The following is a 16,382-nucleotide window of genomic DNA, read 5'->3' as shown; positions in this document are numbered from 1 at the left end:
GTCGAATGCGCGGCCGACACGGCTTGGTGCAGTCACCCGGCTTGATCGCTGCCACTCATTGGCTGTCCAACACGCGTGTGGCGTGCCAGGCGGCCACCCATTCCTCGTTGGTGCGCTCCACGGCCACCGGGATGCGGCTTGCCGGGCTGGAGATGATGTCGGCGTTGCCTGCATTGGCCTGCGCATCGAGGGCCACACCCAGCCAGCCGAGGTCGGCGCAGATGCGTTCACGGATGGCGGCGTTGTGCTCGCCGATGCCGGCGGTGAAGACCAGCATGTCGAGGCCGCCGAGCACGGCCACCAGCGCGCCGATCTCGCGCACGATGCGGCGCACGTAGAGCGAGAGCGCCGCCTGCACGCGGCAATTGTCGGCCTCTTGCGCCAGCAGCACGCGCGGGTCGGACGACACGCCCGACAGACCCAGCAGGCCCGAGCCGTGGTAGAGCAACTGGCCCACGTCGTGCAGCGAGAGCTGTTCGATCTCCATCAGGTAGAGCACGGCACCGGGGTCGAGCGCGCCGCAGCGCGTGCCCATCATCAGACCGTCGAGGGCCGAGAAGCCCATGCTCGTGCCCACGCTCTGCAAGCCCCGCATGGCGCACAGACTGGCGCCGCTGCCCAGATGGGCGACGAGGGTGCGTCCACGCGCGGCGTCGCCATGGCGCTCGGGCAGCGCCAGCGACATGTATTCATAGGACAGGCCATGAAAGCCGTAGCGGCGCAGGCCCCGCTCCCAGGCGTCCCAGGACAGCGGCAGCATCTTCTCGACCTGCGGCAGCGTGTGGTGGAAGGCCGTGTCGAAGCAGGCCACCTGCGGCAGATCGGGCCTGCCGTGCAACAGCGCGGCGATGGCTTCGAGCGCAAACGGCTGGTGCAGCGGCGCCAGCGGTATGTAGCCGCGCAGGTCGGCCAGCACGCCCGCATCGACCCGCACCGGGTCGAAATACTTGGCGCCGCCATGCACCACGCGGTGCGCCACCGCTGCGATGCGGTGACCGCCCTGCGCGACGCGTTCGCGCACACGCGTGCGAATGTGCAGCAACGCCGCGTTGTAGGGCTGGGCAGTGTCGAGCACCACCGGGCCCGGCGGCACGCCGGTTTCGCCGAAGGTGGGCGCGGGGCCGGTGATGCCGTCCACCTTGCCATTCCACAACGCCTTGCGCGGCAGCGGCCGAACGCCCGCGTCGAACAATGCGAACTTGATGCTCGACGAGCCGCAGTTGAGAACCAGAACCAGATCGCTCATATCGGCGCCAGCTTGTAGTGGTGCGCCAGCAGGACGCCGACCGCGCACGATGCAAGGCGTGTCTCGCGTGAGTCGGCGCGGCTCGTGAGCACGATCGGCACGCGCGCGCCGAGCACGATGCCGGCCGTCGCCGCATCACCGAGGTATTCGAGCTGCTTGGCCAGCATGTTGCCGCTCTCGAGATCCGGCACGACCAGGATGTCGGCGCGGCCGGCCACCTCGGAGACGATGCCCTTGGTGTGTGCCGCGGCCATCGACACGGCATTGTCGAACGCCAGCGGGCCGTCGAGCAGACCGCCCGTGATCTGTCCGCGGTCGGCCATCTTGCACAGCGCTGCCGCGTCCAGCGTGGCCGGCATGCCGGCGTTGACGGTTTCCACTGCCGCGAGGATGGCCACGCGCGGCTGCCCCACGCCAATGGCGTGCGCCAGGTCGATGGCATTGCGCACGATGTCGGCCTTGTGCTCGAGCGTGGGCGCGATGTTGATGGCCGCGTCGGTGATGATGAAGGGGCGCGGGTAGGCCGGCGTCTGCATCACAAAGCAGTGGCTGACGCGGCGCTTGGTGCGCAGGCCACCCTGCGTGGCGACGACGGCGGCCATGAGTTCATCGGTGTGCAGGCTGCCCTTCATCAGCGCCTGCACCCCACCTTCGAGCACCATGGCCACCGCGCGCGCGGCGGCGGCGTGGCTGTGCGGCACGTCCTCGATCGTGATGCCGGTCAGGTCCAGACCAGCCTGCTCGGCCACGGCCAGCACTCGTGCACGCGGCGCCACCAGCACCGGGTCGATGAGGCCGGCCGCGTGCGCGTCGAGCGCGCCGCCCAGGCTCAGTGCGTCGCAGGGGTGGACCACGGCCGTGCGCAGCGCGCCCAACGGGCGCACATGCTCCAGCAGGCGATGCACGCCGTCCTGGCCCACGCGCAGGCGCACCTCGGGCAGCGTGGTGCGCGCGCGCTCGACGCGCTCGGTCGGGGCAATCACCTGCGCCTCGCCGCTGATGACGGTGGCGCCGTCCTGGTTGATGCAACTGCAGGCCAGCGTCAGGCGCTTCCTGGCCTCGTCGCGTGCGCTCACGGTGACCGTGATGCGCAGCCGGTCGCCCACGCGCACGGGCGCGAGGAACTTGAGGGTCTGCCCCAGGTAGATCGTGCCCGGACCGGGCAGGCGCGTACCCAGCACGGCCGAGATCAGCGCGCCACCGAGCATGCCGTGGGCGATGACGCCGTGAAAGCGCGTGGAGGCGGCGTAGTCGGCGTCCAGATGCTGCGGGTTCACGTCACCCGAGAGCACGGCAAACAGCTGGATGTCCTGGTTGGTCAGCACGCGTTCGATGCTGGCGCTGTCGCCGACGGCGATCTCGTCGAAGGTGCGATTGCGCACGATGGAAAGATCGTCCTGCGATGGGGTGGGGGCGGTTGCGGTGTCGGACATGGGACTCCTTGCAGGCATCAGGCCATCTGGCCAATGGTCTTGCGGAAGCGCGACAGCGAGAGCGCAAACAGTGTGCTGCCGATCAGCGCCAGAATCAGAAACGGCTTCAACACGACGTCGATCCCCGCGCCGCGGTAGAGGATGGCCTGCGCCAGTTCGACGAAATGCGTGGTCGGCGCCAGCTGCATGACGCGCTGCACGAACAGCGGCATGGATTCAAACGGCGTGCTGCCGCCCGAGAGCATCTGCATCGGCAGAATGGTCAGCATCACCAGCAGGCCGAACTGCGGCATGGTGCGCGCCACCGTGGCGAGGAAAATGCCCATGGACGTGGTGGCAAACAGGTGCAGCGCCACCCCGGCGAGGAACAGCGGCGCCGAGCCTTCGATCGGCATGCCCAGCACGCCGCGCAGCATGAAGAACAGCGACAGCGCCGCTGCGAGGAGCACCACCAGCCCCATGGACCAGACCTTGCCGAGCATGATCTCGGTCGGCGTGACCGGCATGACCAGCAGGTGCTCGATGGTGCCATGCTCGCGCTCGCGGATCAGCGCGGCGCCAGTCAGCAGGATGGATACCAGCGTGATGTAGTTCACGTACTGCATGGCGCCGCCGAACCAGGCCTGGGTCAGCGACGGGTTGAAGCGCATGCGCACGTTCAGATCGACCGGCAGCGTGCTGCTGGCGCGGTAGCGACGCACGAAATCCTGCACCTCACCGAGCACGATCTGCTGGATGTAACCGCTGCCGCTGAAGGCCTGGCTCATGCGCGTGGCGTCCACGTTCAACTGTACGGCCGGCGCGCGGCCGGCGAGCACGTCGCGCTGGAAGTCGGGCGGAATGTTGATGACGAAGGTATAGGCGCCGGTGTCCATGCCGGCGTCCATCTCGTCACGCGTGATCAGGGTCGGCTGGGTGAACAGCGGTGGGTAGAAGGCAGCGACGATACGCTGCGACAGCGGCGAGTGGTCTTCGTCCACCACCGCGATGGCGGCCAGATGCAGCGTCTCGGGGATCGCGCGCGCCGAGGAATACACGGCCACGCTGAACAGGTAGACGATGAGCACGAGCATCATCGGGTCGCGCCACAGGCTCCACAGCTCCTTGACGCCCAGGCGCACGATATTGCTCAGGTGGCGGATGACGGCGTCCACGCGCTCATGCCTCCTGCTTCTTCAGGAGCGCCAGCGCCGTGCCCATGACCACGGGCACCGCGAGCAGCAGCGGCACCAGCGCACTGCCCAGCTCGCGCAAGCCCAGCGCCTTGCTGAACACGCCGCGGCTGATGATGAGCATGTAGGTGGACGGGAAGATGTCGCCGATCAGCCGGCCCGCGCCCTCGAGCGACGTGACCGGATGCAGCAGGCCGCTGAACTGCACCGCCGGCACCATCGTCACCACCAGGGCGATGAACATGGCCGCGCTCTGGCTTCGGGTCATCGACGAAGCGACCAGGCCGATCCCGGTGGCGACGATGGCATAGACCAGCGTTGCCAGTGCCAGGGCCCAGAAGCTGCCGGTGATGGGCACGTCGAAAATGGTGATCGATGCCGCGCACATGAGCAGGAAGTTCACCATCGCCAGCCCCACATAGGGCAGCTGCTTGCCGAGCAGGAACTCCAGCCGCGTCACCGGCGTGACGTAGAGGTTGATGATGGAGCCCAGCTCCTTCTCGCGCACCACGGCCAGCGCCGTCAGCATGGCCGGCAGCATCAGCAGCAGCAGCGCAATCACGGCGGGCACCATGGCCGGCAGGCTTTTCACGTCGGGGTTGTAGCGGTAGCGCGTCTCCACGCTCGCCGTCTGCGGCACCGACATGCCGCGTTCGGCGAGCTGCTGCGCCAGCCATTTCTGGTGCAGGCCGCCCACATAGCCGCGAATGGTCTCGGCGCGCTGTGGCATGGCGCCGTCTATCCACGCGGAGATCTGCACAGCGCGCCCGCGCAGCATGTCGCGCCCGAAGCCCGACGGAATCTCGATGGCCAGCGACAACTCGCCGCTGCGCATGCGGCGATCGAGATCGGCCTCGTCCTTGATGGCGGGGCGTTCGCTGAAGTAGCGCGAGCCGGCCAGGTTGAGCGCGTAGTTCTGGCTTGCCTCGCTGTGGTCGCGGTCGAGCACGGCGTATTTCAGGTTCTCCACGTCGAGCGTGATGCCGTAGCCGATCACGAACATCAGCACCAGCGAGCCCAGCAGCGCCATCGCGGCGCGCACCGGGTCGCGCTGCAGCTCCAGCGTCTCGCGCCACAGGTAGCTGAACAGGCGCTGCAGGCTGAAGGGTGCACGGTGCCCGATCGCGGCAGGGGCCGGCGTGGCCCGAGTCTCGATGACCGGCGCCTCGTCTGCCGTGGGTGCATCGCCAGCGGCTTCGACGAGATAACCGATGAAGGCCTCCTCGAGCGTGGCCGCACCGCGCTTGGCAATGAGTGCAGCAGGACGATCGCTGTCGAGCACGCGCCCTGCGTGCATCATGGACATGCGGTCGCAACGCGCGGCCTCGTTCATGAAGTGGGTGGAGATGAAGATGGTCACCCGGTCACGGCGCGACAGGTCGACCAGCAGCTGCCAGAAGCGGTCGCGCGCGATCGGGTCCACGCCCGAGGTCGGCTCGTCCAGGATCAAGAGCTCGGGCTGGTGCACCATGGCCACCGCGAGTGACAGGCGCTGGCGCACGCCCAGCGGCAGGCTCTCGGGCAGCGCGTCCAGCTCGTTCTGCAGGTCGAAACGCTCGACCATGGCCTGCACGCGCGCGGCGCGCTGGTCGGCAGGTACGTGGAACAACTGCGCGTGCAGCAGCAGATTCTGGCGCACGGTGAGCTCGCCATACAGCGAGAACGCCTGCGACATATAGCCCACGCGCCGGCGCGTATCGATGTCATTCGGGTCGACCGCCTTGCCGAACAGCGAGGCGCGGCCTTCGCTGGCGGGCAGCAGACCGGTGAGCATCTTCATGGTCGTCGTCTTGCCGCAGCCATTGGAGCCCAGGAAGCCAAAAATCTCGCCGCGGCGGATGCGGAAGTTGACGTGATCGACGGCCGTGAAGTCGCCAAAGCGCATCGTCAGGCCCTGGGCCTCGATGGCCACGTCCGCGTCGTCCACCTGCAGCGGCGGTATCACCACCGCCTGGTGGCCACGCTTTTTTTCCTCGGGCATGAGGGCGATGAAGGCCTCCTCGAGCGAGTCGCAACCGGTGCGCGCCAGCAGCTCCTGCGGCGCGCCGGTGGCCAGCACCTGGCCCTCGTCCATGGCCACCAGCCAGTGAAAGCGCTGCGCCTCGTCCATGTAGGCCGTGGCCACCATCACGCTCATGCCGGGGCGCTGGCGGCGGATGCGCTCGATCAGATCCCAGAACTGTGCGCGCGCCAGCGGATCGACGCCGGTGGTCGGCTCGTCGAGGATGAGCAGATCGGGGTCGTGGATCAGCGCGCAGCACAGGCCGAGCTTCTGCTTCATGCCGCCCGAGAGCTTGCCTGCGGGGCGCTGCAAGAAGGCATGCAGGCCGGTGGAGCGGGTCAGCTCATCGATGCGGCGGCGCCGCTCGGCGCCCCCATGCCCGAACAGGCGTGCGAAGAACTGCAGGTTCTCCTCGACCGACAGCGTGGGGTAGAGGTTCTTGCCCAGGCCCTGCGGCATGTAGGCGATGCGCGGGCAAACGGCATCGCGGTGCGCCTTGCTCGCCATGTCGCCGCCGAGCACCCGCACGCTGCCGGCCTGCACGGCGCGCGCGCCGGCGATCAGCGACAGCAGGCTCGACTTGCCCACGCCGTCGGGGCCGATCAGACCGACCATGCAGCCGGCCGGCACCTCCAACGTGACCCCGGCCAACGCCTGCGTGGTGCCGTATTGCTGGCGCACATCCCGCAGCCGGACGACGGGCTCGCTCGGCGTCATGGCTTCATGACGTTGGCGAGGTCGGCGGGCCAGGGTTGGCGGGCGTCGAGCCGCACCCAGGCCACGCCCGGCAGGCCGGTCTTGACCTGCTCCAGGTGCCTGGCGAGCAGCGCACGGTCGATGCGCGCCTTGACACGGAACATGAGCTTCTGCCGCTCGCTCGCAGTCTCCACCGTCTTGGGCGTGAACTGCGCCGTGCTGGCGACGAAACTCACCTGCGCCGGGATCACGTACTGCGGCGCGGCGTCGAGCACGATGCGCACCTCGGACCCGAGCGCCACGCGGCCGGCCACGGTCTCGGGCAGGAAGAAGGTCATGTAGACGTCCGACAGATCGACGAGGTTGAGCACCTTGCCGCCTGCGCCCAGCACCTCACCGGGCTGGGCGACGAGGAACTGCACACGCCCGTCGCGCGGCGCCACGAGCTGCGCATCGTGCAGCTCGCTGTCGATGCGCGCCACCGTGGCCACGGCGGCATCCACCGAAGAGACAGCGCCGGTCGCCTGCGCCTTGGCCGCTGCCACCGCTGCCTGCGCTGCGGCGACCTGTGCCTTGGCGGCATCGAGCGCCGCCTGCTGGCCGCGCACGCGGGCACGGTCGTCGTCGAGCTCCTGGCTTGAGGACGCGCCTTCCTTCTCCAGCGTGGTCGAACGCGCGAGGCGACGCTGCGCGGCATCGAGCTCGGCCGCGCGCGCGGCCGCCTGGGCCTCGGCGGCGCGCACATCGCTCTCGCGCAGTGCGATCTGGGCGCGCGCGGTGTCCACGCCGTACCTGGCCTGGGCCTGGCGCGCGACGGCCTCGTCGCGCTGTGCCTGCAGGCTGCTGATGTCCATGCGCGCCAGCGGTTGTCCCGCTTTGACGAAGTCGCCCTCATCGACCAGGATCGCCTGGACGCGGCCCGGCAGCTTGGTCGCCACATCGACCTCGGTGGCCTCGATGCGGCCGTTGCCGCTGATGAAACCTTCACCCAGACCGTTGCCGCGCTGGCCGCTCCAATAGGAATAGCCACCGACGGTCAGCACGAGCACGATGGCAGCGGGACTCCACTTCTTGACGGTCGGGTTCATGGCGCGGCGCTCGGTTTTCCGGAAACGGTGGGGGTGTCAGCGCCGCCGCCCAAAGCGGCGTACAGCGCCACGCGGCTGGCCAACAGGGCGCGCCGCATCTGCGTGAGCTGCTGCTCGGTGGCCAACAGGTCGCGCTCGGCATCGAGCACCTCGAAGAAGCGCGTGGCGCCGTTGTCATAGCGCAGGCGCGACAGGCGCGCGCGTTCGGCCTGGGTGGCACGCATGGCGGCAAGCACCTGCACCTGCTGCGCCAGGCCCTGTTGCGCGGCGAGCGCGTCGGACACATCGCGAAACGCGCCCTGGATGGCCTTCTCGTATTGCGCCACGGCGGCGTCGCGGCGCACTTCGGCCAGATTGAGGTTGTTTTTCAGCCTGCCGGCCGTGAACAGCGGCAGGCTGATACTGGGCTGAAACAGCCAGGCGCCGGTGCCACTGCCAAACAGGTCGCCCAGCTCGCTGCTGCCGGTGCCCGCCATGGCCGTGAGCGCGATGCGCGGCAGAAAGGCCGCGCGCGCCGCGCCGATCTGCGCATGGGCGGCCATGAGCTGCTGCTCCGCGGCCTGGATGTCGGGGCGGCGCGTGAGCAGGTCGGACGGCAGGCCCGCGGGCAGCGGGCGCAGCGCGTCGGCTGCGGGCAGGCGGGCTGTGGCGGCCACCGGCGTGGCTGCGCCGACGATCAGGTCGAGTGCATGCTGCTGGGTGGCACGTTGCTGCTCGAGCTGCGCCACCAGCACCTGGGCCTGCTGGTGCAGCATGCGCACCTGGGTCAGGTCGAGCCGCGAAGTGGCGCCCACTTCGACGCGCCGGCTGAAGATGTGCAGCGATTCGGCGCGGTTGTCCAACGCACGCTGCGCCAGCGCAAGGCGCTCGTCGGTTTCGCACAGGGCCAACCATGCGCTGGCCGTTTGTGCGATCAGGCTGACTTCGGCGCCCCGCCTGGCCCACGCGGCGGCAAAATATTGGCGCAGCGCCGCGTCGCTCAGGTTGCGCACGCGACCCCACAGATCGAGTTCCCAACTGCTGATGCCGACGTAGGCGCTGTAGCTGGTCAGCGTGCCCGGCACCATGGCGGCTATCGAAGGCGGCAGTCCCACGCCCAGATTGTCGGGAACACCGATGCGCGCCATGCCGGCGCTGGCGCCGACGCTGGGGAGGCGGTCCGCGCGCTGGATGCCATGGGCGGCACGGGCCTCGGCCACACGCAGCGTGGCCAGACGCAGGTCGCGGTTGTTCGCCAGCGCCTGCTCGATCACTGCCTGCAATGCCGGGTCGGTGAAGTAGTCGCGCCAGGTGGGCAGTGCAGCCTGTGCACTGCCTGCCCCGGCAGCCTCGGCATAGTGCTGCGGCACGGGCATGGCTGGCGCTTCGTAACGCGGCGCCAGCGAGGCACACCCGGCCAGCAGCAGCGCCGCAGCAGCGGCGGCCAGGACGGGCGACAGTGACTTGTCCGGTGATGGGTTCATGGCCGCTCAACCCATGATGTGCACGCCGGCGTCGACGTACAGCGTGCCGCCCGTGATCGAGCGCGCCGCGTCGCTGGCCAGGAAGGCGCACAGTGCGCCGACGTCGTCGATGTCCACCAGTCGACCCAGCGGTGCGCGCTGCACGGCGTCGGCCATGAGCCGGTCGAACTGCGCAATGCCCGATGCGGCGCGCGTGGCCAGCGGCCCGGGCGAGACTGCGTTCACGCGGATGCCCTTGGGGCCCAGCTCGGTGGCCATGTAGCGCACGCAGGATTCCAGCGCCGCCTTGACCGGCCCCATGAGCCCGTAGTTGTCGATGACCTCCGCGCCGCCCAGGTAGCTCATCGTCAACAGGCTGCCGCCTTGCTGCATCAGTGGCTCGGCCAGACGCGCCATGCGCAGGAAGGAGTGGCAAGAGATGTCCATGGCGCGCGCAAAGCCCTCGCGCGAGCAGTCGATCACGCGGCCATGCAGGTCGGCGGCCGGTGCGAAGGCGATGGAGTGCAGCACGAAGTCGAGCTGCCCCCATTGGCTGGCGACGACGTCGAACACAGCCTCCAGTTGACCCGGCTGCTCCACGTCGAGCGGCAGCTGGATGCCGGCCTCGAGCCGCTGCGCGAGCGGCTGCACATGCGGCTTTGCCTTGTCGTTGAGCCAGGTGACGGCGAGGTCTGCGCCGGCCGCATGGAAGGCGCGCGCGCAGCCCCAGGCGATGCTGTGCTCGTTGGCAATGCCGACCACCAGGCCCTTCTTGCCTTGCAGGTTGCGGGTCATGTTCATTTCTCCAGCACGTACTGGCCCGGCGCATCGGCGAGCGGCTTGTAGCCGCGCGCACCCATGGGCGGTGGCGCCACGGGCTTGCCCGAGCGCGCCTTGATCCATTCCAGCCAGGCCGGCCACCAGGAGCCCTCCACGCTGGGTGCGCTGACCAGCCAGTCGTCGGGTGCCTCGTAGTTGCCGCCCGCGGGCCGCGTGCGGATCTGATAGCGACGCCGCGGGTTGCCCGGCGGATTGACGATGCCGGCGTTGTGCCCGCCGCTGGTCAGGGCAAACGTGATCTCGGTGGTCGTCAGATGGTGCAGCTTGTGCACCGAGCGCCAGGGCGCCACGTGGTCGGTCAGCGTGCCGACCATGAAGATCGGCAGCGTGATGTCGCTCAGCGACACCGGCTTGCCGCCCACGGGATAGCGGCCACCGCTCAGGTCGTTGTCCAGAAACAGGCGACGCAGGTACTGCGAATGCATTTTGGCCGGCATGCGCGTGGCATCGGCGTTCCAGGCCATGAGGTCGTTCATCGGCGTGCGATCGCCAAGCAGGTACTCGTTGACCATGCGCGACCACAGCAGATCGTAGGAGCGCAGCATCTGGAACGCACCGGCCATCTGCCCAGCCTTGAGGTACCCGGTCTGCGCCATCTGCGCCTCAAGCAGACTGAGCTGGCTTTCGTCGATGAACAGCGCCAACTCGCCCGGCTCGGAAAAGTCGGTCTGTGCGGCCAGCAGCGTCATCGAGGCCAGGCGCTCGTCGCCATCGCGTGCCATGGCCGCGGCGGCGATCGCCAGCAGCGTGCCGCCAAGGCAGTAGCCGGTGGCGTGCACCTTGCGCCTGGGGACGATCGCGGACACGGCATCGAGCGCGGCGTGAAAGCCCAGCTGCAGGTAATCGTCCATGCCCAGGTGGCGATCTTCGTAGCCCGGGTTCTTCCACGAGATGCAGAACACCGTATGGCCGTGATCGACGAGGTAGCGGATCAGCGAGTTGTGCGGCGACAGGTCCAGGATGTAGTACTTCATGATCCAGGCCGGCACGATGAGGATGGGCTCGGCGTGCGCGGCCGCGGTCGTGGGTGAGTACTGGATCAGCTCCATCACGTCGTTGTGCAGCACCACCTTGCCCGGTGTAACGCCGACATCGCGACCGACCACGAAGTTTTCGGTGCCTGCAGGGGGATCATCGGCGACCATGCGCTGCAGATCGTCGACGGCATTGAACGCACCGCGCACCAGGTTGGCGCCGCCCTGCTGCAGCGTGCGCTGCAACACCACGGGATTGGTGACGAGTTGGTTGCCGGGCGAGAACACATCGAGCAACTGCCGCGCCGCGAAGGCCACCATGTTTTCATGGTGCTTCTCCACCCCCGTCACGCCGTGCGTGGCGGCATCCCACCATTGCTGGGTGAGCAGGAAGGCCTGGTGCATGTAGTTGAACGGCCAATTCTGCCATTCGGGAGCGGCAAAGCGCCTGTCCTGCGCAGGGGGCGGCACGGCGAGGCGAACCTGCCGGTCGGGACCGGCGCTCATGCGTTCGATGGCATAGAGAGCCAGCTCCTGGGCCTGTCGCACCGCAAGGTTGGCCAGCTCGATGCGCTTGCCCGGGGACGATGCCAAGTGCATGGCCCAGTCACTGGCCGCTTGCAGCATCGCCACCGGCGACAGCGAGAGCGTGCCCCGCGCCATGGTGGCGCGAAAAAGCGTATCGATCCGTTCCGCCAACGGTGTTGCGGGCGAAGGCGCGTCGTGCATGAGGGGATTTCCAACGACCAAGGCAAACTGCGCAGTAATTCTAAGCGCTTCGCCGGTCATCGCCTTTGATGCAGGCTGAATGGCCTGTGCAAACGATGTGGGCGATTTCCGACGGCCCTGGACGCCGACAGCGGCGCGCAAACTGCAGCGTGCGCGCGACAGCCGCCTGCCCCGCTGCTCGTCGGCACCGGGATCCTGTTCGCGGCCGTCATCGCGGAGGTCGGCGGTACACAGCCGGTTCCCGCTGCGAATCGATCACGCGCCGGGACGGACCCTCAATCGCCTGGTGCGCCGGTGAATGCCTATACGGCTGACTGCAAGTCCAATTGCCATGGACGGCATGAACCGCGTCGGGGGGCAGTCGTTGTGGCGCGGGCAAGCCAACAACCGCCCGTTCGATCGCAATCGCCGGCACCCTCGACGGGATTCATCGGTGGTGCGTGACTGGCGGAGGCGTCTCATGATGCGGATGCGGCTCGTGATGTGGGCGCTCGTGTGCTTGTCGACGGCACCCTGTCATGCCTTCGATGGCGAACGGGATGGCCGATTCGGCACGAACGGGCAAGTCGCCGTCATCGGGCCGAGGAATCACGGCGCCAGTACGAGTCGCCCGACCGGCGATCTGGCCATGCTCGCCGACGGTCGCATCCCGAGGGCGGCTCCGCTCGATGACGGCAGCGTCCGGGCCGGCGCATGCGTGGCGATGGAACACCGAACACGTTCGGCGGCGATGCCAACGGACGCATCACACTGCCCGCCTGTGGACCGGCGCGCAACGTCGTGCTGGTCGCCGCTGGCGACGACGGCGCCTTCGCGTGGGCGGGGAATTGCCTGGCGCATCTGAACGGCGACGGCAGCATCGACGCGGCGTTCGGCAACGTCAGTCTGCGCACCACGACTGTGCAACCTGTCCTTTTGACAACGTGGTGAAGCAGCCGAAGGAATTGTCGTTGCGCGCGCATTGCCCGCTCAGCCCGGACCGCGCGGGCAACAACATCGGATCGCCACTGTACAGGCAGCGTCCCAGACTGCATTGGCCGCCGTCGTCGCACGGCTTGCCGCCATCGTCCGCGACGCGGATGCATGTGAGGCGGCCAGCCCTGCCGGCCATCTGCATCGTTCCGCCGCGGTCCTTGCAGGCCGCGAGTTCAGTCGCCTCCACGCATTGCGGCCCCATTCGTCCAACCTGCCAGCGGCCGCCACGAGCTTCGCAATCAACCCTTCGCGGTTCGCGCAGGCAGTGAATCGCGGATTGCTCCTCCCACCGGCCGCCGCTGGCGAGACAAGCCTCGCGCTCACTGCCTGGCTGCGCAGCCGTGCGCGGCTTCTTCACCGGCTCGGGCGGTGGATCACGCGTCGCGATCGCGCCCGCCGCCATCCGGTCGACCACGTCGACACCATGGAGCACGACAGCCACCGTTGCCAGCGCAATCACGACGACATGGATCAGCACTCGCAAAATCATCGGCGATTCCTTGGTCACGGTCGAATCTTCACACGCCCGACACCAACGAGTGTCATCAATTCTGCTGAGGAGGCTTCTCGGCATTGTGCCGATCGCGTTCTCAACCGCCACGCCTTGTCCTGCCCGGTGATTTTCGGACAGGTTGGCGGCGTGTGGCAGCGTCTGCCGCGTCACGACCTTGCGCCCGCCGTCGCGACGCGTGTCAGACAACGGCGCGCTGCAGGCCGGACGATTCCGGACCGCGTACCGGCCAATGCAGATTTCCAACCGCACAAAACACAAAGCCCGGCACAAGGCCGGGCTTCGCGGTAACGCTTGTCGCAGGGCGCGGATCAGAAATCCATGCCGCCCATGCCACCCATGCCGCCGCCGGCCGGGCCGTGGCTGTGGGCTTCTTCCTTCTTCGGCGCCTCGGCGACCATCGCTTCGGTCGTGATGACGAGGCCGGCGATCGACGCGGCGTTCTGCAGCGCGGTGCGCGTCACCTTGGTCGGATCGAGGATGCCCAGTTCGACCATGTCGCCGAACTGACCGGTCGCGGCGTTGTAGCCGAAGTTGCCCTTGCCCTCGGCAACCTTGTTGAGGATGACCGAGGCTCGCGGTCGTAGTCGGAGCTGGTCTCCTCGATCTGCGCCTTGATCTGCTTGATACGAGACTGGATGTTGGCGGCCTCGCCGGCACCGTCGATGATCGTCGTGTTCTCCTTGGAGATCACGATCTTCTTGGCCTTGCCCAGATCCTTGAGCGTGGCCTTCTCGAGCTGCAGGCCAACTTCCTCGGAGATGACCTGGCCGCCGGTGAGGATCGCCATGTCTTCCAGCATCGCCTTGCGACGATCGCCAAAGCCCGGCGCCTTGACCGCGGCGACCTTGTCCATCGCCTCGGCAACCAGCTTGCCGATGTTTTCGTCCCCGTTGGCGGAGATCGTGCCGACCTGCGCGATCGACTTGGAATCGGCCGACGGCTTCGAGATCTTCTTCAGCTCGTCGACGGCGCCGGCCACGGCCCTGTCAATGCCGCGCTTGAGGTCCATCGGGTTCATGCCGGCGGCGACGGCCTTGAGTCCTTCGCGGATCAGCGCCTGCGCGAACACGGTCGCGGTGGTGGTGCCGTCACCGGCGACGTCGGAGGTCTTGGAAGCCACTTCCTTGACCATCTGCGCGCCCATGGAAATCGTCGCGGTGCATCGATACGGGGGGCAGACTCGAAGCGAACGCGCATTGGTAGTGGATGCGACCGGCCCGGATGCGGATGCGCCACAGTCAAGCCGGTCAGACGGTTGCGGCATGCGTGGTGGTTACAACACGTTCGGTCGCAGATCCGCGACCAGGACACGGTGGAGAACTCTTGCACGAAACATTCGATCGCTCGTCGCTGCAATTGGGCGCACCGCACCGCGCTTCTCGCGTGCGGCAAAATCGCATAGAGTTGCGGCAGCAAGGCTAATGGTTCGTGCCGATGTATCGGTGGCTGCTGCGCTTGGGGCTCCTGCTGTGCGTTTGCTGGCTGCAGCCGGGTCTGGCCGAGCCTGTTCCTCTGCGCGTTGTGCACTTGACCGAACCGCCTTCCATGAGCAAAGCGCCTGTCCCGGCGGCTGGGCTGGCCGATGCGGAGCCTACGCGTATCGCGAAGCTGATGACGCCACTTCGCGGGATCGACTGGTACCAGTTGCAGCTCGCGTCCGATTGGCAGGCTGATAGTACGCCGCTGCTGACGATCCGCGGCATCCTGACCGCACGCGCGGCAGTGTATGCGCCACCCGACTACGAGGCACAGGTCCTTGGCATATTCACGGCCAAGCTCGATCCAAGCTATTCGCGCCGTGCGATGGTCTATCCGCTACCGCATGACCTGCGCACAGATCAGCCGATCTATGTGGCGGTTGGCAGGCCCGGGCAACCGGTACCCCTGCAGGCAAGCATCGAAGACAGCTCCTCCTACCATGCCGCCGACTTGCGATTCGTGCGGGCAAACACCTTCTTCATTGCCGTGCAGGTCTCGATGCTGCTGGTGTTCGTCTGCTTCTGGCTGCTGTTGCGCGAGCGCACCTACATCTACTTCATCGGTTACCAGTTCTTCCTGGTGATGTATCTGATGTCCCAGACCGGGGAACTCTACAGTCTGCCCGGTGGCGCAATATTCGCTGCCGGGGGTCTCCGGTTCACGAACTGTCTGACCGCCCTGGTGCCCGCGTTCGGCATTCTGTTCCTGCTGGATTTCGTGAGTCTGCGCCAACTGACGCCGCGCTTGGCAAGGGCGCTGGTCCTCGCTTGCGGGCTGTATCTTGTGCTCGTCATCCTGCTGGCTCTGCCGATCCCCTTCTTTCTCTCAAACCTGTCCATCAATACACTCAATGTCCTGCATATCGCCGCCACGCTGGCGGCACTCACGGCGAGCGGCATCGCCTTGACGCGCGGCAACCGGCAGGCTGGTTTCTTCCTGCTCTCGTGGTTGCCGCTGCTGATTCTCCTGATGGTGCGCGCAACGCAGCAATTCATTAATCTGCTGCAAGCGCCGTGGATGGAATACGCCTTCGCCGCCAGCATGGCCTACGCTGCGCTCATCATCGCCATCGGTCTGGCCGAACGCACCGCACAAGCGTGGCGCGAGCGCGACCAGGCGGCGGATCTCGCGCAGTTCGATCCACTGACCCGCGTACTCAATCGCCGTGCCATCCTCGCGCAACTGGCCGATGCTTGGACGGAATCGAAGGCAACTCGCGCGCGCATGGCGGTCCTGTTCCTGGACATCGATCATTTCAAGCAAATCAACGATGGCCATGGCCACGCCGCCGGTGACGCCTGCCTCATAGCGGTCACCCAAGCGATGCGCGCCGAGCTGGGCGACGCGGATCGGCTCGGGCGTTATGGTGGTGAGGAGTTCGTGGTTCTGCTGCGCGGCGAACACGCAGCGCTCGCTCGGCATGTGGCCGAGCGCATTCGCGTGCGTGTGGCCGCGCTCAGGATCACCTTCTACGAACGCGCGATCCCGTTGTCGGTGAGCATCGGCGTGGCCCTGCGCGAAGAGGGGACGCCCAGCGTTGAAGCACTAGTTGATTACGCCGATCAGGCTCAGTACCGAGCCAAGACCGGCGGCCGCAACCGCGTGTTCGAGTATGGCGCTGGCGCGGCCGTTGAACCCGTGCCGGCTTGAGTCTGTCATCAAGTACGGGCGCGGGTTCAACTCTGAAGTGCAACACCTGATCGTGTGAGGAGGCTCAGGTGCGTTAGCCTGTGCAGCTTCACCGGCAAGTGGAAACAGCGCATGACCTATAAGCACCTGAGCCGTGATGAAC

General features: G+C 67.4%; 12 protein-coding genes and 1 pseudogene. 3 read left to right on the top strand and 10 right to left on the bottom strand.

The genetic code is table 11. From position 1 onward, the window contains the following. Window positions 1–55: 55 nt before the first annotated feature. Genes KF903_RS10440 through KF903_RS10405 form a run of 8 tightly spaced genes read right to left on the bottom strand, consistent with a single transcriptional unit; the run spans window position 56 to window position 11,556 of the window. Window positions 56–1,246, bottom strand: coding sequence for an acetate/propionate family kinase (locus tag KF903_RS10440; RefSeq protein WP_291214368.1), 1,191 nt, complete (start codon window positions 1,244–1,246; stop codon window positions 56–58). Beyond that, on the bottom strand, window positions 1,243–2,679 hold the full coding sequence (locus KF903_RS10435; RefSeq protein WP_291214366.1) for a bifunctional enoyl-CoA hydratase/phosphate acetyltransferase: 1,437 nt from the start codon (window positions 2,677–2,679) through the stop codon (window positions 1,243–1,245). The genes KF903_RS10440 and KF903_RS10435 overlap by 4 nt, the downstream gene beginning before the upstream one ends. Before the next feature lie 17 nt (window positions 2,680–2,696). Beyond that, entirely contained in the window at window positions 2,697–3,833 is a 1,137-nt protein-coding gene (locus KF903_RS10430) for an ABC transporter permease (protein WP_345777756.1), read from the bottom strand. A 4-nt stretch (window positions 3,834–3,837) separates the two neighbouring features. After that, window positions 3,838–6,570 (bottom strand): ribosome-associated ATPase/putative transporter RbbA, encoded by a 2,733-nt coding sequence (rbbA, locus tag KF903_RS10425; RefSeq protein WP_291214364.1) that lies wholly within the window; start codon window positions 6,568–6,570, stop codon window positions 3,838–3,840. Further along, window positions 6,567–7,637 (bottom strand): efflux RND transporter periplasmic adaptor subunit, encoded by a 1,071-nt coding sequence (locus KF903_RS10420; protein ID WP_291214361.1) that lies wholly within the window; start codon window positions 7,635–7,637, stop codon window positions 6,567–6,569. Before KF903_RS10420 ends, rbbA begins: the two co-directional genes overlap by 4 nt. Further along, a complete protein-coding gene (locus KF903_RS10415) occupies window positions 7,634–9,100 on the bottom strand; it encodes an efflux transporter outer membrane subunit (protein ID WP_291214359.1) in 1,467 nt (488 codons plus the stop codon). Before KF903_RS10415 ends, KF903_RS10420 begins: the two co-directional genes overlap by 4 nt. 6 nt (window positions 9,101–9,106) lie before the next feature. After that, a complete protein-coding gene (gene fabI / locus KF903_RS10410) occupies window positions 9,107–9,874 on the bottom strand; it encodes an enoyl-ACP reductase FabI (RefSeq protein WP_291214357.1) in 768 nt (255 codons plus the stop codon). Between the two features lie 2 nt (window positions 9,875–9,876). Beyond that, window positions 9,877–11,556 carry an alpha/beta fold hydrolase gene (locus KF903_RS10405; protein ID WP_291214355.1) on the bottom strand — a complete coding sequence of 560 codons (1,680 nt, stop codon included), beginning with the start codon at window positions 11,554–11,556 and terminating at the stop codon, window positions 9,877–9,879. Between KF903_RS10405 and KF903_RS10400 the strand changes: the two genes are divergently transcribed. Beyond that, a complete protein-coding gene (locus KF903_RS10400; RefSeq protein ID WP_291214493.1) occupies window positions 11,492–11,701 on the top strand; it encodes a hypothetical protein in 210 nt (69 codons plus the stop codon). The genes KF903_RS10405 and KF903_RS10400 overlap by 65 nt on opposite strands. 614 nt (window positions 11,702–12,315) lie before the next feature. Beyond that, a complete protein-coding gene (locus KF903_RS10395; RefSeq protein ID WP_291214353.1) occupies window positions 12,316–12,552 on the top strand; it encodes a hypothetical protein in 237 nt (78 codons plus the stop codon). Here KF903_RS10395 and KF903_RS10390 read toward each other — a convergent pair. Both KF903_RS10390 and KF903_RS10385 read right to left on the bottom strand, forming a co-directional pair. Then, window positions 12,503–13,105 (bottom strand): hypothetical protein, encoded by a 603-nt coding sequence (locus tag KF903_RS10390; RefSeq protein WP_291214351.1) that lies wholly within the window; start codon window positions 13,103–13,105, stop codon window positions 12,503–12,505. The genes KF903_RS10395 and KF903_RS10390 overlap by 50 nt on opposite strands. A gap of 314 nt (window positions 13,106–13,419) precedes the next feature. Then, a pseudogene (locus KF903_RS10385) lies at window positions 13,420–14,258 on the bottom strand (TCP-1/cpn60 chaperonin family protein); the annotation flags it as partial. A gap of 398 nt (window positions 14,259–14,656) precedes the next feature. On the opposite strand from KF903_RS10385, the gene KF903_RS10380 reads away from it, so the two are divergent. After that, window positions 14,657–16,240, top strand: a complete 1,584-nt coding sequence (locus KF903_RS10380; RefSeq protein ID WP_291214349.1) for a diguanylate cyclase — start codon at window positions 14,657–14,659, stop codon at window positions 16,238–16,240. Window positions 16,241–16,382 lie beyond the last annotated feature (142 nt).

The organism is Dokdonella sp., assembly GCF_019634845.1.
Lineage (GTDB): Bacteria > Pseudomonadota > Gammaproteobacteria > Xanthomonadales > Rhodanobacteraceae > Dokdonella_A.
The sequence above is the reverse complement of the archived record's forward strand: the minus strand, read 5'-3'. Positions and strand labels throughout refer to the sequence as shown.